General features: G+C 45.2%; 14 protein-coding genes and 1 other RNA gene. 10 read left to right on the forward strand and 5 right to left on the reverse strand.

The annotated features are described in order from the left end of the window. Nucleotides 1-20 precede the first annotated feature (20 nt). Complete coding sequence (locus DFR28_RS09540; RefSeq protein WP_113954096.1) at nt 21-3,530, reverse strand: PAS domain-containing hybrid sensor histidine kinase/response regulator; 3,510 nt, start codon at nt 3,528-3,530, stop codon at nt 21-23. Nucleotides 3,531-3,814: 284 nt separating this feature from the next. Beyond that, entirely contained in the window at nt 3,815-5,149 is a 1,335-nt protein-coding gene (locus tag DFR28_RS09545) for a DcaP family trimeric outer membrane transporter (RefSeq protein ID WP_147250984.1), read from the reverse strand. Between the two features lie 166 nt (nt 5,150-5,315). Here DFR28_RS09545 and DFR28_RS09550 point away from each other — a divergent pair, with 166 nt between their 5' ends. The 6 genes from DFR28_RS09550 to DFR28_RS09580 all read left to right on the forward strand — a co-directional run bounded on the left by DFR28_RS09550 (nt 5,316) and on the right by DFR28_RS09580 (nt 11,301). Next, entirely contained in the window at nt 5,316-7,184 is a 1,869-nt protein-coding gene (locus tag DFR28_RS09550; protein ID WP_113954098.1) for a DUF294 nucleotidyltransferase-like domain-containing protein, read from the forward strand. Nucleotides 7,185-7,193: 9 nt separating this feature from the next. Further along, a complete protein-coding gene (locus DFR28_RS09555; protein ID WP_113954099.1) occupies nt 7,194-7,898 on the forward strand; it encodes an exonuclease domain-containing protein in 705 nt (234 codons plus the stop codon). 61 nt (nt 7,899-7,959) lie between these two features. Beyond that, nucleotides 7,960-8,451, forward strand: coding sequence for a CAP domain-containing protein (locus DFR28_RS09560; RefSeq protein WP_113954100.1), 492 nt, complete (start codon nt 7,960-7,962; stop codon nt 8,449-8,451). A gap of 129 nt (nt 8,452-8,580) precedes the next feature. After that, nucleotides 8,581-8,937: a transfer-messenger RNA gene (gene ssrA / locus DFR28_RS09565) on the forward strand. A gap of 653 nt (nt 8,938-9,590) precedes the next feature. Continuing rightward, nucleotides 9,591-10,406 (forward strand): type IV toxin-antitoxin system AbiEi family antitoxin domain-containing protein, encoded by an 816-nt coding sequence (locus DFR28_RS09575; protein ID WP_113954102.1) that lies wholly within the window; start codon nt 9,591-9,593, stop codon nt 10,404-10,406. Continuing rightward, nucleotides 10,396-11,301, forward strand: coding sequence for a nucleotidyl transferase AbiEii/AbiGii toxin family protein (locus DFR28_RS09580; RefSeq protein WP_113954103.1), 906 nt, complete (start codon nt 10,396-10,398; stop codon nt 11,299-11,301). Before DFR28_RS09575 ends, DFR28_RS09580 begins: the two co-directional genes overlap by 11 nt. Before the next feature lie 213 nt (nt 11,302-11,514). On the opposite strand, the gene DFR28_RS09585 is transcribed toward DFR28_RS09580, so the two are convergent. Continuing rightward, on the reverse strand, nt 11,515-12,792 hold the full coding sequence (locus DFR28_RS09585) for a type II toxin-antitoxin system HipA family toxin (RefSeq protein ID WP_113954104.1): 1,278 nt from the start codon (nt 12,790-12,792) through the stop codon (nt 11,515-11,517). Continuing rightward, on the reverse strand, nt 12,789-13,100 hold the full coding sequence (locus tag DFR28_RS09590) for a helix-turn-helix transcriptional regulator (protein WP_113954559.1): 312 nt from the start codon (nt 13,098-13,100) through the stop codon (nt 12,789-12,791). The genes DFR28_RS09585 and DFR28_RS09590 overlap by 4 nt, the downstream gene beginning before the upstream one ends. A 615-nt stretch (nt 13,101-13,715) precedes the next feature. Here DFR28_RS09590 and DFR28_RS09595 point away from each other — a divergent pair. The 4 genes from DFR28_RS09595 (at nt 13,716) to DFR28_RS09610 (ending at nt 17,971) form a co-directional block, all read left to right on the forward strand. After that, nucleotides 13,716-15,890 (forward strand): GNAT family N-acetyltransferase, encoded by a 2,175-nt coding sequence (locus DFR28_RS09595; protein ID WP_113954105.1) that lies wholly within the window; start codon nt 13,716-13,718, stop codon nt 15,888-15,890. A 2-nt stretch (nt 15,891-15,892) separates the two neighbouring features. Further along, entirely contained in the window at nt 15,893-16,315 is a 423-nt protein-coding gene (locus tag DFR28_RS09600; protein WP_113954106.1) for an ASCH domain-containing protein, read from the forward strand. 445 nt (nt 16,316-16,760) lie between these two features. Next, nucleotides 16,761-17,282 carry a hypothetical protein gene (locus tag DFR28_RS09605; protein WP_211316947.1) on the forward strand — a complete coding sequence of 174 codons (522 nt, stop codon included), beginning with the start codon at nt 16,761-16,763 and terminating at the stop codon, nt 17,280-17,282. A 5-nt stretch (nt 17,283-17,287) separates the two neighbouring features. After that, a complete protein-coding gene (locus DFR28_RS09610; RefSeq protein ID WP_113954108.1) occupies nt 17,288-17,971 on the forward strand; it encodes a hypothetical protein in 684 nt (227 codons plus the stop codon). 207 nt (nt 17,972-18,178) lie between these two features. Here DFR28_RS09610 and DFR28_RS09615 read toward each other — a convergent pair whose 3' ends face one another. Beyond that, a complete protein-coding gene (locus DFR28_RS09615) occupies nt 18,179-19,918 on the reverse strand; it encodes a hypothetical protein (protein ID WP_113954109.1) in 1,740 nt (579 codons plus the stop codon). Nucleotides 19,919-19,927: the final 9 nt, after the last annotated feature.

Below are 19,927 nucleotides of genomic sequence, written 5' to 3' on the forward strand. Positions count from 1 at the left end.
ATCGAAAGTTTGTCCGGCAATTAATGCCGGACTGATTGCATAAGTAATGACCGCAGTGCCGCTGGCTCAATCGGTTTAGCTAAATACATAAACCCAAGCGCGGCGGCTTTGGAGCTCAATGAGTCATCTTGCTCAGCGGTTACTAAGATACCAACAGCTTGCTCCGCGTCGTCGATGGCGGTGGCCATGCAGAGAAAATCCAAGCCAGTTTCGGAGTAATCTAAACGGTAATCGGCCAACAAAATATCAAACGGCTGCTGACTAATGGCTCGGAGGCCTTCTTTATAGCCTGACACCGATGTCACCTCACAGCCCCAGCCTCGCAATAATGTCTGCATTGCGGTTAGCACACTGTCGTCGTTATCTAAACACAACACCTTAGCACCACGTAAGATGTCGGATTCGACGAGCGCAGGCGCTACCGATGATGTGCTGCTGACCACAGCTTGATCAACCAACGGTAATTCAAGAGTAAAGCGGCTACCCTCACCAAACACGGATTCCACGCGAATATTGAGATCGAGCAAACGACTGATCCGCTTAACAATCGACAACCCCAAGCCCAAGCCACGCGAGTGCTGTTTTTCACCGGATTTAATCTGATAAAACTCATTGAATATTTGCGAGAGGTGCTCCTCAGCTATGCCAACTCCAGTATCAATTACTGAAATTCTCACGCTTTTGCGCTCTAGATTCTGCTCTAAAACCTCAGTTTCAATAGTCACCATGCCGCCAGCACGCGTGTAACGTAATGCGTTCGAGACCAAATTTTGCAGCACTGAGTGCAATAATTGTTTGTCGGTAGACACATTTACATCGTCGACGCTGGAGCGCAAATTAACATTCTTATCGTTGGCGCTCGCTTGCATATCGCGCAGCAAAGAGTCGATCATTGGGCCTAGTGCAAAGCGCACGCGGTTAGGCTGTATTCCGCCGGCGTCCAGCTTTGAGATGTCGAGCAAGGCGCGCAACAACTCATTGGCGGTAACCAGAGATTGGTCAAGACTGTGAACCAACTGCTGCACAGCATCTGGTTCGCTGCGACGCTCGGCAATACTATGCGCGAATAAACGAGCAGCGTTAATCGGCTGCAACAGGTCATGACTGGCCGCTGCTAAGAAATGCGTCTTACTCCGCGTATTACGTCGTAGCTCCTCAGTAAGCACTTCAAGCTCTTGAGTCCGCGCCTGAACACGATCTTCCAATTCTTCATTGGCTCGCCGCAACAACTCCGACGCATGAACGCTGTCGGTAATGTCTTCGTACGTGGTCACGAAACCACCATTCGGCATCGGCTCACCAGTCGATTTGATAGTCTTACCATTTTGCCGCCGACGAACAATCGAGTACGACGTCCGTTTTTGCAAGTGCTTGAGTCGCTTGGCGATAGCGCCTTGTCGGTCCTTGTCGCCAAAATCGCCTCGATCTGCATTGTATTGCAACAGATCTCTAAGCGGCTTTCCAACATAGATTAAGTCCTCTGGGTAATCGAACAGACTGAGATAGCGGTCATTCCAGATCACCAAATTCAAGTCGCCGTCCACCACCGAAATACCGTGCGTAATGTTCTGCAATGTTGTTTGCAATAAGTTCCGGTTAAATTGCAAAACGCTGGATGTTTCATCGACAAAATTGGTTACTTCCTCCAGATGGTTATCATCGCCCAATAAGGTGTCTGAAATAACTTTCTGCGCCGACGTAGTCCCAATAACCCCAGCGATGGCAGTCTGAATCAATCCAATTAATTGCGGGTCCGCTTGTTTTTGCCGAGTCAGATCAATCCCATGCTGCGATTGATATTCACGAAACACAGCATCGGTATTACGCGCCCCAATAATTGGCTCAGCCAAAATCCGCAAAGCATCTGGGTGTACCCAACCAGACTGCCCTCCCAGCATATTAGCGTGATCTGAGGATTGCATTCCTGCATTGAAGAAACGACTTGCTTGAATTCGCTCAATTACCGACTGTGGCTCACGCAGCGAAAACCAAATGATCATTACTATATTGACAGACAAGCTCCACACAACACCATGTGTCAGCGGATTTCCAAGCTCGAACCCTAGGAGTTTCTGCGGATGTAATAAGGCATTTCTTGCGAACAAATCAGCGACCACGGCATCGCTTAAAATGGTCGGCAACATTAAGGTATAAGCCCACAATCCAGCACCACCAATCAAACCCCAATAGACACCTTTACGGTTTGCGCGCTGCCAATACAAAGCACATAACACCGCTGGTAGGAATTGAACAATGGCAGCAAACGATACCAAACCAATATTCGCCAGCTGGGTATTATTATCCATTAACGCAAAATACCCGTACGCACCGGCGATAAGCCCGACTATCGCGACGCGGCGAATCATCAGCACGATTTCATTCAGGTTGTCACGCCGTAAAATCTGCCAACGTTTAACGCTAATTAAATACGGCATTACCAGCTCATTGCACACCATGGTACTCAAGCTAATCGCAGCCACGATGACCATGCCAGTTGCCGCCGACAAACCGCCTAAAAATGCCACCATCGCAATGGTCGGGTTATTGGCGTTCAACGGCAGTGACAACACATATAAATCCGGCGCGCCATTTGGCATCAAGGCCATTCCGCTAATCGCAATCGGTATCACGATCACGCTGGTTAGAATCAAATACAGCGGCATCACCCACATAGCAGTTTTAAACTGATGGTGATCCCTCGCCTCGACCATTGCTACTTGGAACTGTCGAGGCAACAAGAAAATAGCGCTAGTACTCAACAATAGTTTTGTCAGAAAGCTTGACCAGGTGCTGGTATTACCGCCGAACGCATTGGACATGGATTCCAAGCTAAACAGCTGCGGCAGAGTTAGGTTCCGGTCCGCTTCAAGCAACAGATAAATGGCGTAATACCCCACCGTGAGAATCGCCAAGAGTTTAACCACACTCTCAAACGCAATGGCCAAGATCATGCCTTTATGATGCTCACTGGCATCCAGATGCCGCGTGCCAAACAGAATCGTAAACAGCGCCAACACGGCGCCAACGACTAAAGAAATATTTTCAGAAAAATATCGCTCGAACCCCGCGTCAGCGCGCGCGGCCGGCCCAACTAATACCAAAAATGAGCTCGATAAAGCTTTGAGTTGCAAAGCAATGTAGGGCAGCGAACCAACAACCGCAATGACCGTTACTAGAATACCGATGCGACGATCTTTACCATAGCGGCTCGAAATAAAATCAGATACTGAGGTGATTCGGTTTTGTTTACAAATTAAGATAATGCGCCGAATCAGTGGGTAGCCAAACACAAAAACCAGCAGTGGGCCTAAATAAATAGCCAAGTAGTCTAGCCCATCAACTACCGCGGTTCCCACCGCCCCATAGAATGTCCAAGACGAGCAATACACTGCCAGTGACAGTGCATAAACAAGATTCCCGTTGTAGTTTCGTTCGCGGTTATATACCGGCGAATCGCCATAATAGGCGATTAGAAACAGCACAAAAATATAGGCAAAGCCAATAATCGCGACGAATTCTACGTTAAACATTTACCCTCGTTGGTAATAAAGCTGGTAATAGAGCTGGTAATAAAGCCGATAAGAATTTTGGGATGAAAATTAAAACAACTTAGCGTGACACTTATACAGAATACACCAGCGCCGAAGCCGACACCAAACCGAAACAGTCGTTGCGCCAATTCCGCCAACCATCAGCATTGGCACCATCTAAGCCTTAAACCAAAAAAACGAGGCAAGCAGAACTTGCCTCGACAAAAATACCCAATCGCCAGAGTCTAAATTAAACAGCGCTGTAATAGCCCGTTTAGGTACAACTAGAATGCGAACTTGGCCGTCACTTGTAGACGATTCAGCTCTCCTTTCGCACCATTTTCCAGCTCACGGCTGGCTTTGATCAATGCACCGCCAAAGGTGAGTTTAGGCGTTGGCGAATACATTAAGTTGACGTTGAAATTGTCCACTCGCTCGGTGTTGCTGGACGCAATACCCGGTGCCAGATCAGCCGTCGCCAGTGCGTATTGAATCGTGCTACGCAACTTATCGTTCCAGTTATGTCGATACGCCACATAACCGCCGGTCACATCAGTAAGCTCTAAGTTACCCGCGGCATCGATACCACCGTCGCGAAAGGCATTCAAGGCAATGTAACGCCCGAGGTTGCCATGACTGAACGAGTAGCGAATATCATCGCCATTGCCGAGGCTAAACTTGCCCGACAAATTTAGCGCAAAGCCAAAGTCACTTTCGTCCAATAAGCCATCGTCATAAGCTATTTCACGACCCAGTGCTGCAATCGTATAGGCGTGATTACCGGCTTTACCGTTAAATCGCGCTACAATATCTGGCACGCTATTATCGTCATAATTGCTCGCTGCAATACCCGAACCGGCATCGGTTAAACTGGTCGAAGGGTTTTCCGCAGCCAACATGAATGAACCGCTGCCAAGACTCTTAGTCCAACGCAATTGAGTCTGACGATTGAAAATCGTGCCGGAAGTCGGGCCGATGAATTCAACCGATTCAGGCAATGCTCCGACGTTAAAGAACGTACTCCAAGTTTGCCCTACCAATAACGAAGCATCGCTCGAGTATTTCCAATCGAAATAAGCATGGCGAATTCGCGAGTTGGTTGAGTTGGACACGCGCTCATCGCCGCCGCCGCTGAGCAGGTCCATCTCGAAATGAGAATTCAGCAAACCGGCGCTGGTCTGGGTCGAGGTTTTGAAGAAGAAGCGCGATGTTTTAACATCGGAGTCGAATTGCGCGCCCTCACCTACGCCGCCAACTGGAATCGTGCTTGGCACTAAAATTTCGTCACCAATATTACCTGGACGTGGGCCATCGTCGTAATCACTGTACAGACCATTTACCTTGATAAAGCCACCGTAAGTTAGCGTAGTGTTATCACCTAACTTCAAATTCGCTTTAGGTGCGGTCTTTGCCACCTCGGCCACCTGTGTATTAATCGCGGCGACTTCGGTTTCTCGCTGCTGCCCTTCTTGCTTGAGCAACGCCTTTAATTCTTGTAACTCTTTCTCCATTTGCATGACGCGTTGTTCTAAGTCAACGGCATCAGCAAACGCGACTCCAGGCGCTGCGGTTGCCGCCAGCAAACTCAGGCAAACGCAGGCTATTTTTGTTCTTCTCATCGTGGGATCCTCGCAGTATTGGTATTGTTGTCCCACTATTGCAAAGCAAGCCCACTCTCGCTATTAGCCAATAGTCTAACTACGACTAAAGTCGTAGATGCCCGCGCTAGCATCGCTCCCCGCGTTGTGTTAACAAGGGTTATCGCATTCCTTTGAGAGCACCAAAATGACATCCTGCCCGCCCGAACTCACTGAGGTTGTTGGCTTTTTAAGCCAGCTGCGACCATTCGACCAACTCGAGAACGACACCTTGCTTCACGCCGCTCGGCAACTCAAAACCACCTACCACCAAGCCAATAGCCAAGAACAAATACTCGACTACAACAACCCAACATTGTTTATTGTGCGCACCGGCGTCTTCGATGTGCGAAACGCAGACGGCGATTTGCTAGACCGCGTAACAGAAGGCGGCTTCTTTGGATTTTTGTCGCTGCTCACCGGCGACTCTGGTGGGCACACTCTACACGTGTTTGAAGACGGACTGCTGCATCGCTTAGACCAACAAAGCTTTAGATCACTACGTAAAGCCAGCGACGAATTTGATCAGTATTTTGTACACGCATTTGAGCAGCGCCTGCGGGTCGGTCTTAGCAAGCGCGAGGAAAATAGCGCTTGGGCTACGCGAATTGATGCCATTATGTCACCACGGTTAGTCAGCGCGACACCAGAAATGACGATCCAACACGCGGCACAAATCATGACCACCGAAAACGTCGCGTCACTTGCCATACTCAATGAGCAGAGCGACCTGGTTGGCATTTTCACCGACAAAGACTGCCGTAAACGCGTTATCGCGCAGAATGTAGATACTCAACAAGCTATCGAGTCGGTCATGACCGGCGACCCAATCACCATCGATCATATGGCGATGGTGCATGAAGCTAATATTTTGATGATTCGGCATCAGATTAAGCACCTTCCAGTAACGGTAAACGGGCAAGTACAGTCTATGGTCACGCTTAGTGACTTAATTCGCTTGCAACGCTCCGACCCAGTACTAATTATCGGCGAAATTCACCGCGCTAAGCAGGTTGATGAACTTAAAAAAATCTCTGAAAAAATTCCCGAGCTACTACTGCATCTAATTAAACTTGATGTACGAGCCGACGACCTAGGACGCATTTTAACGTCAGTTACCAGCGCCCTTACGCGTCACCTCATCACCTTAGCTCAACAACAATTTGGACCGCCACCATTGCCATTTGTGTGGTTGGCGTTTGGGTCGCAGGGCCGACAAGACCAGTCAGCCAAGTCTGACCAAGACAACGGCTTACTCTTGGCTCAAGAACCAAGCCCGGAACAAGACCACTACTTCAAACAACTTGCTGAGTTCGTCAACTTTGGCTTAGATGCTTGCGGTTATGTGTATTGCCCTGGCGGAATCATGGCGCAGACCGACGAATGGCGGCTCTCGCTTAGTGCATGGCAGCACAAATTTCATAATTGGATCAACGAACCCAGCAGCGACGCTTTAATGCGCGTTAGTATCTTTTTCGATATGCGACCGATTGTCGTCAGTGCTGGTGCGGAAAACTTGTTTGCCGACCTGCAGAACCCAATCCTAGACCTAGCGCGCGATAACAGTATCTTTTTGTCACTATTGACCCAAAATGCGAATGACATTCGCCCCCCGCTGGGCGTGTTTAGCCAACTGATGGTGGAACGCGGCGGAGAACATAAACATACGCTCGACGTTAAAAAGCGCGGCATTATGCCGATTAACGATATTGCAAGAATCCATGCGCTGGCAAATGGCGTAAGTGCCGTTAATACCCGCGACCGGCTTGAAGAAGTAATTCGTTTAGGCGCATTGAACGAACATGATGGGCGCAACTTGCTTGATGCGCATGAATACATTGCCCACCAACGCCTACTGCATCAAGGTGAACAACTAAAGCGCAGCCAAGCCCCAGACAACCACCTGAATCCCAAAGACTTTAGTGCCCTAACCAATCGCCACCTAAAAGACGCATTTAAAGTAGTCAGCGATGCGCAAACGGGGTTAAAACAAGCGTACGGTGGCGGCATCAGCTAGCCCATCGATATGCTCAAATTCTTCAAAAACCAGTGGCAACAGCGTGACCGTCAGCGCGCCAAAGCTAAAACCCAGCATCCAGATATGCTGCAATTTCTAGGTGCGCATCCACCATCATCCTCTACCAGTGCTTTGGCGAGTCGCTATTTAGTACTCGACCTAGAAATGACGGGACTCGACGCTAAAGTCGATTCGATTCTGAGTGCCGGTTGGGTCCTGATCGAACAAGGGCAAGTCTTACTCTCAACCGCGCAACACCATTACGTGCAACAACAGCAAGCATCGGTAAATCTTGATCAATCAGCGCCAATCCACAATATTCACCATAAACACCTAGCTAGCGGTATTGCCTTAGAAGCAGTACTCGGCGCGCTACTGCGCGACCTACAAGACCATATTTTAGTGGTGCACCACGCCCCGTTAGACCGCGCCTTTCTCGACAAAGCATGTCTCTCAGAGTATGGCGTTCGCCTATACACGCCAGTGATTGACACGCTGCAAGTAGAACGTAAAAAACTCCTAATTCATGGCACGCTTGAAGGTCAGTCATTACGCCTGAACGATTGTCGGCAACGTTACAATCTGCCTAATTACAAAGCTCACAATGCGGTTATTGATGCCATTGCCACCGCCGAATTATGGTTAGCTCAACTGGCAAGCACCCAAACTCAACCTCACACCAAACCCGTTCCCGTGTCTTATTTTCTAAGCTAGTTTTAAGCATAAAGTTGCAACCTCGCCATGCAGTTCACCACAATCGGCTTATACTTAAACGATGACGACTACCCGATGGATGGTTGCCTGCGTATGCCTGTGTCTTTACTCACAAATGGCCGCAACTCAATCAGCCGACCTAGAACTTCAGACACACGCTGACGAAGCGGCCGAGCTGCTTGCACTGCACAATCAAGCACGCGTGGATGGCGTCAAATGCGGTTGGTTTATTCGCCAGCATGCCGCGCCACTGAGCTGGAATCAGCAGCTCGCGGCCGCTGCGCAACAACAGGTGCGAGCCATGGCGAAGCAGCAAACGTTAACGCATTCCGCTGGTGGCAATACCAAGCAACGATTAGCGCAAGTTGGTTATCGCTGGAGTCGTTATGCCGAGAATATCGGCTTTGCTTATCGCGACGCTAACGCGGCGTTTGATGGCTGGATTAACAGCAAAGCACACTGCCAAAACATAATGGATGAAGCGCAACGCGAGTTTGGGGCAGCCCACTATCAAGGCTACTGGTCGGTGATCATCGCTGCACCAAAAGCATAAATACCACCGAATCTATTTGATTCCGCCAGAATGCCCCCATATACTGCGTAACCCGAAAAGGAAATCCCAGATTTTGACAAAATTTTCGGCCTAGCACGTTATTTATCCGCTAGGCCGTAGACAGAAAATGGGGGCGACATGGCTTCGACATGGGTCGCGAAACCTTCGGTGCATGTAGAGCATTGTGGCTTGACTCTTAAAACCAGCTACAAAAGTTATAGTTGCAAACGACGATAACTACGCACTAGCAGCTTAGGCAGCTAGGGTCTCACCGGAGTTGTTCATGGCTTTGGATTCGAGATCTCATCTAACATGAAATCGCTAGTTGTTTGTGTCGATTAAACAACGGTTAAAACGCAAGTCGACTCACCCGATACCGAGTGCGTTTGTCCAGTTGGTAAGGGCTAAATTAAAGACAAACTAAACATGTAGATCCGATGAGCGGAGGACTTGTGGACGCGGGTTCGATCCCCGCCGCCTCCACCACTTTAAAAGCCACCAGTGAAAGCTGGTGGCTTTTTTATTGCTAGCGGTGGTCGAGATACCCGCAATCCGGGCGACGTTCAAGTACGTGCTCGTGTCGTGGCAGCGCAGGATACGCGTGAACGACCGACGCGCGGAGCGCTAGTGCAGCCGCAGGCTAGAGGTAGTCAAATTAACTCGATGCACCTAATACCCTTGGGTGTTTCTTTTATTTGATTAAGATAACTCATGATGACGACACACCAATTTATTAATAAGAGGATGAGCAATTTCCAGTCGAATCGGCAAGCCAAATGTTGGCGACGGGGCGTTCTTAGCGTTCAATGGCAACATTCAATTTGGCTTTGTAAACGACCAATATGAAGACATGCTATTACCGCTCCTTGGAACAATAAACAATGAATCTATGGATGGCACCTTCAAATTATACCGATGTCAGAATGACGATTCTTGACTTCAAAGCTATGCACTCATGCTCGTCATGGATAATAAAACCGGCTTAGCTTTACAAAGTCACACTCAAAAAATACTAGAAGCGTGTGACGCTCACTAAAATCAGAATCAGTTTAACAAATCATCTATTTGCATAAAATTATTTATGCAAAACCAATATATCTTAAACATAGAGCTTGAAGTAAGTTTAATTTTGCCGCTTAATGCATAAATATAACTATGCAAAACTAAGATTACTTAAACCAAGCATGATCAATCTAGAGAAATTATTGAAGCCTGGCTACTTTGTGAACCGTAAGGTCTTGTATTCATATGGGCTGACCAGGCCAGATGTGGACTATTACGTGCGCTCTGGATTTTTGTCTTCTTTTGCTCGAGGTGTTTATCACCGAAAAAGTGACTACAACCTAACCTGGCAAGAAGTCGTCGCTTCTCTTACGGATTTGGGCTATCACGCACATGTAGGTGGAGCTTCAGTCGTTCGAGAGGCAGGGCTAGATCACTTCGTTAGCGTTAGTGATTCAGCAACTTCAATATCTTTGTATTCAGCAGAACCGCTGCCCAAATGGCTCAGCGGAACACCAGTTACGGAAACACTAACAGGCACAAAACAAAGTTGGCTGAAGAAACTACCAAACTCGGCTTATAGAACCCAAACATTCGGCCAATGGGATCGAGAAATAAAATACGCCACATTGGAACTCGCTCTATTAGAGCAACTCGTTGATGCAAAATTAGAAATCGAGTTAGTCGCTATCGATAGGCAACTAGAAGGCATGGCAAATTTAAGTCCAACAAGGCTTAACGAATTGCTAAGGCTCTGCCCTAACATAAAAGCAAAACGTTTATGCGGCTGGTTATTACAACGCCACGATCATGCCTGGATAAAACGTATACAGTGGGAAACTGTCGATTTAGGTAAAGGCAAGCGGTCAATAATCAGAGGTGGCCGTTACAACAATCAATGGCAAATAACAGTGCCAAGAAAAATGGAGGATCAAACAATCCATGGACACTAACAGTATCTATTACAAACAGGTTCAATTACTAATGAGCGTGTTGCCGACTGTGGCGAAACAAACTTGTTTTGCCCTAAAAGGCGGTACAGCAATCAATCTGTTTGTGCGCGACCTACCACGGCTTTCTGTCGATATCGATCTCACCTATATTGAAAAAGGAAATCGTGATGAGAGCTTAAGCAAGATCAAACAGGCAATGCAAAGTATTCAGTCTGACTTGCACAAACGAGGCTTTGCAGTATCGGAGTCTCAGAAAAAAGGCGTTCTAACGCGCATTCTTGTGAGTAATAAACAAACGCAAATAAAGATTGAAACAACCCCGGTTATGCGCGAGACGGTACACTTACCGTCGATGCAAACCGTTACCCCTAGCGTGGAAGAGCAATTTGGTTTCGCTGAAATCAATATGCTTGATTTTAATGACCTTTACGCTGGCAAGCTATGCGCGGCACTCGATAGGCAACACCCGCGCGATCTATATGACGTGAAACTCCTGTTGGAAAATGAAGGTATCAGCGAAGAACTCAAAAATACGTTTTTGGTGTACCTGATAAGCAGCCCTAGGCCCATGGTCGAACTAGTAAAACCTAACCGAAAACCACTGGAGGAAGTTTACGAGAAAGAATTTGAAACAATGACCAACTCACAGGTTTCCGTAGAACAACTAGAAGAGACTAGGGAGCAGCTCATAAGTAATCTACACAATATGTTGACTGACTTCGACAAAGAATTTTTGCTGGACATTAAACGTGGCACCGCTGATTGGGCCAATTTCTACTACCCCCATGTTGAACAATTGCCCGCCGTTGCCTGGAAACTTATTAACCTAGATAAAATGAGCACTGAAGCAAGAAACTCTTCACGCAAAAAGCTAGAGCAAGCTCTGTATGCCTGAGCAATGAAACAGACTTGCTCCTAATTCCTGAGAATAAATTTTATAACAACCAAATCTCACAAAACGACAATAAGATAATGGCCTAGACGAAGCATCCAGGGCCAAGGACGAACAAGAAAATCACTACCCAGTTTCGCCTAAAAGATGGTAAAGGGCTTTGACCCCTTAACTTATTAATTTATTGACCCCTTAATTTATCCGGACAATGGATATTTAGTTTATTTTAAAATCAGGGTGCAACTTACTCCAATGTTCTTTTAACTGTTTTTTGTGTTCTTCATTCATTGGTAAATCTTGAATTTTCTCCGGCCAAAGGGTTCTGGCTTTGTCCATGGTATCTTCAAGATGAAGCTTAACAACATTCCAGGGAATATCGGCTTTTCGAGCCCATGCTTCAAAATGCAAAAAATTAACTTTATACCAATTTTTACCTTTGTTTAGATTTAGAGCAAACTCTTTTTCGCCTTCAATGTATACGCTTGTGGTGACAACATCATAAGCTGGTGACAACCTTGGGGTTCTCATATCGGAATATAGTAAGCTCCAGTTTTTCAAGTGAGCATCACCATTGGCCAGTAATATATTGACCAACAACCGCCTTGCAAATTGTTGCACATCAGCCAATCGATCGCCTGAGTATTGATAGAGCACCTTGCCTATATTTTCATAATTAGATGCACCATATTTTTGACTAGGCTGCTTCACTAATACTTGTGCAAAATCTTCCATATGAATTCTTTGACCACCTTTTCTATCAAAACGCTTGATCGCAAAAGCGTATGGCTCGTCGGGCAGCTTGATCGGTGGCAGGTTATCTAATTTATTCAACTCGACCAATTTCATATCAGGAACGTTAACACCTGCTACAGAAGCTAATGTCATAGCCGTAAATTCATTTTGCGGCACATCCTTATGCTGGGTAGATGGTGTTTTGATAATCCAATCTCCTAAAGCACCTTCTTTCGATAAATTATACCGCCCATCTTTCGCTTTCATCGAAAATTTCATTTGAACGCCGGCCAGTGAAAATTTATTTTCTCGCGCTTTTCTCTCATAAAAATTTTCATCAAATTCAACGGCCTTACCTTCCCCAAGTTTCAACAATATATGATTGGGCACCTCGTCAGGGTCTAGCGCAGTTGCGACGAGAGCTCCAGGTAAATCTTCCCCCAGATATGACAATATTTGAAAGTCATTATCGACATGCACTTTTAGAGCTTGTGCTACTAGCTCTCGCAGTGCCCCCTCAGGCAATAGATTCGATAAAGACGGATGAAGTCGATGGTTGTTTTCCCATATCTTTGAGATCAACGCTTGTGACTTGGGAAAACTGGGGTGTGTTATCAAACTAAAAGTAGGCCGATTACTATCGTGCTGAAATTCCTCAGAAAAAATCAGGCTATTTTTCCCATTCCGAAAACCCGCCAGGTGACCGACTAATACGCCATGCAAACTTAAACCTAGGAAGTTCACATCAATATTCGTACTCATGAATCACTCTCTAAAATGTCATTCCAAGGATCGTCTTCTGGGTTTTCGGTTTTTATAGCAGATTCTAGTTGATTAACTCCAGAGCTCTCCAACAACGCCCTTACGGCCGCTACCTTATCTAATGGAATCAACATTAGTTCACTATTCAAACCCGTTGCCACCAACTCCAACGTTGTAAGACGTGGATTTCCTTTTGACTCTAAACGTTGATAAACCTGGCGCATAATACCAACTCGCTCTTGCATATCGGTTTGTTTAAAACCCAGAGCTAAACGCCTTTTTTTAATCTGCTTTAATAATGAATTCATTATTACTACATCCCACTCAAACAATGAAAGAAGCATATTAGCTTCCTAAACAGCCAAATGCAACTTATATGATTCTTCTTGAGAGGATTTATCAGAATAAGAAGCTTATTAGCTTCTATTAGTGCATTGCAAAGCAAAAAGAAGCTCTTATGCTTCTTTTGGGGGGCAAGTTTGAATATGTATTTATTTTGGTATCCAGAGTACCGATTTATTAGACTTTTTAAACCAAAATTTAAGGGGTCAAAGCCCTTTTCGAAGATCAGCTGAGCTGTGTAAACGGCTCTGACCCCTTAGATCAATTCCTGAGAATAAATTTTATAACCACCAAATCTCACAAAACGACAATAAGATAATGGCCTAGACGAAGCACCCAGGGCCAAGGGCGAACAAGAAAATCACGACCCAGCTTCGCCTAAAAGATGGTAAAGGGCTTTGCCCCCTTAATTTGATGAGTTCATAGAAAAGCCTACGAATCTAAACCTAGTTATAGCCGCTACCTCCAAATGAGTGAACTTTGAGAGCGAGTATGTGAGTTGATTTAGTCCACAGTCAGCTCCATACTTGGAGCGGTAATATAAACATCATTTCCGATCTGTCTAGGAGGACTTAATTTATATGGAGCTTAATGAAATAGACGTAGATGCGTCGGACATCAAAATACTAAAACAATATTCTAATTCGGATCATTACGAACGATACATTAGTCAGGTGGCGGATTTTGCCGATCAAAATAAAAACTCGTTTGGTTTTAATCCAGTAGCCGCCTACAGACAGATGAGTCTCAAAGGGCAATTGTGGTTAGCTACTGGGAAGGAACATGAAATATGTGGCTATATTATGTTCGGGGGCGTTTACCCCAATTTAAGAGTATTTCAGTTATTCGTTAACCCTCTGTCGAGGGGCAGAAGAATTGGCACAAAACTTTTAGACGAACTAATTAAACATGGAAATCTAAACAAATACTCATTTATTCACGCGAAAGTAGCCGCCGAACTTCCAGCAAATCAGTTTTGGGAAAAAAGCGGCTTTTCTATCACTCAAACATCTCAAGGGGGGTCTGCCAAGAGTAAAAATAGAAGACGAATAAACCATCGGTTACTTCAACTGGACACTCCAGACCTACTAACTCCGATTACGCAGACCACGAAAAAATCATTCGAGTATCTAAACAGGCCCACCCTATCCCCACCAATTTACGCTTTAGACCTTAATGTACTTTTTGACCTTGTTAAGGACCGTGAAAATGCGGCAGTCGCAAGAGACTTTATTACAAAATCAATGAACGGCGCTATAAAGATTGTTGTCACACAGGAGTTTATTACAGAGCTAGAACGAACGAAAACCAACAGCCAAGACCCCCTTTTAGCATTGGCACGAGCACTGCCAACATTACCCAAGTTCGATGAGATAGATATAGCTGCTCTTGCAGATGAACTCAGAGAGATTATTTTCCCTCAAAGGTCAAAAACAGGGAGGAAAGCAAAAAACGATTTATCAGATTTACGTCATTTAGCTTACTCAATATTGGCGAGTGTTGACGGGTTTGTGACGGGCGAACACTCCATGTTAGCCCGATCAGCTGAGCTGTATTCGAAATACGGAGTAGAAGTGATCTCTCCATCTGAATTTGTTTTTCGACCTGATGATATCACTCAGGTCCCAACCCAAATTGACGGCGAGCCAATCGAGATTGAATCGTGTAGAGATGTTTTAAACCTATCAGAAATACCATTGATTGCTAAGTTAAGAACACCCGATAATTTAATAGCACTCATTGAAAGCCATCTAAAAACAAACAAAGAATTTGAGGCTAACTGTCTAAAAATAGCCGGAATAACAATAGCTTATTGCGGGATAAATTTTTCCAATACTTTGAACGGTGTAGACATATTTCTATTTGTGGATGAGTCCCATCCGCAAGCTACCCTCGCAGTCGATCATTTTATAGAAAGATCGCTTCGACAATTACCCCAAGGGAAAGTATGCAGGACCAACCTTTACATAAGCTTATCGCAAATCATAACCAGAGAGACAGCCATAACGAAAGGTTTTATAAAAGCACCCAAAAGTAACAATCTCATTAAACTCGCCTACAATGGCGTTTTAGATAGTACGAATTGGAAGAGTTTCGTTGATCAGTATTACGACGAATCAGGCTATCGGATTAGCGAGACAATCCCATCTAGCGATGATATCGTTCATACAGGTATCACGCTTAAAAAAGACTCAGAAATTTATGCTCATTCGTTAAGCCTCTTTGATTTTGAATCATTGATTTCACCAGGCGTCCTAAACCATGATTCAAGATCATGTGTCTTAATCCCAATACGAGAATCATTTGCTATTGATTTATTGGGCAACACTGGTCCCCAGGCAAGTCTTTTTTGCACTAAAGCAAATTTACTTATGCTGGAGAAAGCCTATTTCAGGTCACCTACGCGGGCTAGATATATTGAAAAGGGTACTTTAATTGCATTTTATGTGTCGGGGAAAAGTAGTCCTCAAGAAGTTATCGGCACTGCCCGAGTAACATACTCCGAAATTAAGCACATCAACGATATTGGACCTTCCTTATCCCGACAAGGCGTCATTGACCATGGTGAGCTTGTTAAGGTTTCGAATAAAAATGGCAATATCCACGTATTCACATTTGATAATTTTAAAAAGTTACCACGACCGATTGGTTTTAAAATAGCTAAAGAACTTGGCCTAATAAGCGCAGCAAATTTGGCGACAATAGAAAAATTAATGAATGATAAACTGTCGCTTCTTTTTGAGGCAGGATATTGAAAATGACAGCGGCTCTAATTTCCATTCACCCCAGACACGTGAAAAACATTATTGATGGCTGCAAGACCATAGAACTTAGGTCAAGGACCGTAAGGCTTAACGAAGGCGATACGTTGTGGATCTACAGCACTAAACCTACCGGAGCGATAGTTGCAGTCGCAACAATAGATTTTGTATTTGCTCAGAATAGTGAATCAATTTGGAAAAATTACTCTGATAACTTATGTATTAGTAGAAGTGAGTATCTTGACTATTGTGATGACCGGTCTGTTATGACCCTCATAGGTTTAAAAAATGTGCGCAAGATACAAAGCTTGCTGACTCTAGAGCAAATTAGAGATTTAGATAGCGAGTTTACGCCTCCACAGTTTTATAGCAAAATCACCCCGGATAAGAAGATATATCACACTTTAGAAAACCTCTGAACGCAAAGGAATTATGGCGCGTAGCCCTAACCGGACTCAAATATTAAAAATCACGGTCACTAGATTTGATATGAAAGTTGGCCTTCTCCTAACCATCTCATCAAAAAACGTGCGATGACAAGGGTAAGATAATTTAAGGGGTCAAAGCCCTTTTCGAAGATCAGCTGAGCTGTGTAAACGGCTCTGACCCCTTAGATCCTATTGACGAAGAAGGAATTTGCGGGCCAGTCAAATTTTACAAATGTAAAAACGGAGACTTCAGGCTGCAAAGCTACATACTGATGTTAGTGTTAGATAATGAAACAGGTGTTGCTCTAAAAGAGCATTCGAGAAGGATTCTTGATTGTTTATCCCATATCCAGATATAGGATAAATTGTGGTATTTTCTATTGATCACGAATGCCCTTAGTGCCATTATCCTATATCCAGATATAGGATAATGAGTATGAGCAAAGAAAATTCAACTATGAAACCACAAGATATTTTGGTTCTTTTGAAAATCATCGCATGCGGTGAAGAACCATGGTTCCAAATACCAATGGCTAGGGATCTAGGCCTTGCTCAATCAGAAATGAGTCGCTCTATTGCCAGATCAAAATATGCAGGTCTACTAGATGCTTCTGGCCGGAAAGTCCGTAGACTCGCGTTAATGGACTTCATTGAGTACGGATTAACGTATGTTTTCCCTCAACGCCCAGGGTCAATGGTTCGTGGTGTGCCAACATCACATAGCGCTTCGCCTCTAAAAGAACAAATACACAGCGATGATAACTTTGTGTGGCCATACGCCAGCGGTACCGTCAAAGGACAGGCAGTGACTCCACTTTATAAGTCTGTACCTGAAGCGATACAGAATGATCCTTTGCTGCATGAGCTTTTAGCCTTGGTCGACGCAATTCGGCTTGGCAGCTCAAGAGAGAAGGCCATTGCAGTAACAGAGCTTAAGAAACGTGTACTTGGTGACTAAGTATTATGAAAAATAGAACAATAAACCTTGGGGTTGTTGCTGAAATTGCAAATGCACTTGGGGAGCTAAACGAGTCTGTTGTATTTGTTGGTGGCGCCGTCGTAAGCGTATACGCCGACGATACGGCAGCAGACGAAGTTCGGCCTACTCAGGATGTGGATTTAACTCTGACTTTAGTGGATATCGATCAACATAGATTAGACAACAGGTTGGCTGAGCTTGGCTTTCACCCAGACTTACACGGCCATGCAATCTGCTCTTACCGCTATAAGGATATTGCTGTAGACATAATGGCTGCAACGGACACAATGCGCGGCCCAACAAACCGCTGGTATCAAGTTGGGTTCGAATCAATACAAAAAATAGAAGTTCAAGATACCCCAATCCAAATACTGCCAGCACCATGCTATCTGGCAACTAAATTTGAAGCTTTTAATCATCGCGGCCAGGGCGATTACAGAACTAGTCATGATTTTGAAGATATTATCTATGTAATCGACAATCGAACGACGATTGTCGAGGAGATCAAAAATTCAGGTGAATCAATTCAAGGTTTTTTAAAGTCTGAAATACAGAAAATTTTGAGTAATAAATATGTTGATGAGATTTTATCGGCACACCTACACCCTTTGATTGAAGAGCAACGATATCCACTATTATTGGATAAGCTGAAACGGATAGTAGTGTAATTCGCATCTGACTCTATTAATTCGGTTAATTGCCGTGCCTCCGTGCAAAGCGAAACAGGTATCTATAGTACGGATTCATGCACTTTTATAAACAAACGAGTGAAAATAAATCACAAGGTTTCATCGATAACAGCGCTTCTAACTCAAGTTTTTGATCATGCCTCTACATTTAGGATAGGTAGAGCACCCATACACCTAATCATATTTCTAAAACAACCCAAGATACAATAAGCGCGCCTGCTGTGGGCTGATTTTAAGATATCCATCTTCATCGTAATCTACGCTTAGATGCTGTCGGTAAAACTCAAGAATTGAGCCATATGCCTCGCTGTATTTGCCTTTTGCGCCAGTCCGCGCGTACTTGAATTCGTATCGATACCGATTAAAGCCGCCTTTAACCTTGATACCAATCGGTACTTCGTGAATTGGGTACTTGGCCCGCAAGCCAGTTAGTTTTGGCTTTACCCGCTCCTCTTGATACAAGCCTTCACCGCCGATAGGTGCCATGCGCACGTTTATGCCAAACGCTACAGCAACGGCTAAACCATACTGGCTGCGATCCAAGGTCACGCATTGAATACCAAAGGCTGATACATACGCAGTTAATTTTCCGGACTTGCGCTTGAGCTTACGGTACACCTCAGGCGCCAAGGTCACCATGGGAATGTCAGACGGTTTGGCCCAGGCTGATTTTTCTTTGTTGCTCGCGTTTGCATAGAGCTCATGTCTAATCGACTCGACAATGCCGCGCGTTAATATTGCGAGAATCCCCGCGCCAACAACGCTCGATAAAGAGTCCGCCCACTTCTGGTAATCTTGCTCGGTTACTTTTTTGCCGCTAACCGGCTTGTTCGGAAAGGACTTAATTAACGCAGCCAGCTCCGACTTCGCATTCATCTTCTTCCATAAAAACTCAGATGAAAAATCAAGCTTACGGTATGCCCTTAAGTCTGACTTCTCCGAACTCAGGCCTTGCTTTATTTTTAGCGAATCGTACCCGTAATCGGGCTTATGTTTTGACCTAAGCCATAGCTCAATCACGCGCCGATAAGACTTTGCGACATTGCAGCCCCATATTCGAAATGTGGATTCAGGAGAAAACGGTTGCCAATAGGAACTATTGATTAAACTCGGGTCGCCCTCTACGGTGCCCGTGCCACGCAGTCGCCGATGGTTAGTGAATACGGTCTCGACCTTGTCATACTTGTTGGTCGATGGCCAACCACGACTACTAAACGCACCTAAGACCAAATCACTGAATAGCTGCCCTTCTTTCTCTGCCGACACCATGTCTAAGCCCGACCTCGCATCCAAGTCTTTAGGGTCACGAGAGTCCGCGTCTTTATATTTTTCTCGAATGCTGGTGTTGGTTAACACTGGGCCGATACTGTAACTGTGAGAAAAAATCGACACTTCGAAAATAACCGGCTTGCTGCTGGAATTAACCCACTCAAGACGTTGCTGGTGAATCACCCAATACAAATGTAAAACAGAAATTCGCGACGAGTGGATACTCTCGGTAGCCGCTACTGTGCGGTCGAAACAATTAGACGCACTCTTCGAATCGCTGGTCCAGTCGTAATCGTCGGCAATCATGCCCGTAATATTGACCGCTCCAGGGTAAGCATTCCAAGAATCGTCGGTGACTTTAGGAACCGATGTGGTGGTAGAGACAGTAAACTCTTGACGCACAATCTGCCGCCCCGTTTTTTCCAACGTAGTATCGACACTCGTGAACCTTAATACGATCGCCGTGACCTTGCTGCCCATTTTGAGCCCCGCATACCCGTACTCTTTGGGGTAGCGAATAATCGCTTCGAGTCTTCGCTGACAAAGATCCTCATAGCGCGTTGTACCAGCTAAAACGCCATTACGTTTCTGCGCTCGATGACAGTGATTATTGTAATCATGACCCGCGACCATGATTAGAAATTGCTGTTCACTCATGCTATGTCT

The sequence above is a fragment of the Arenicella xantha genome (assembly GCF_003315245.1).
Lineage (GTDB): Bacteria > Pseudomonadota > Gammaproteobacteria > Arenicellales > Arenicellaceae > Arenicella > Arenicella xantha.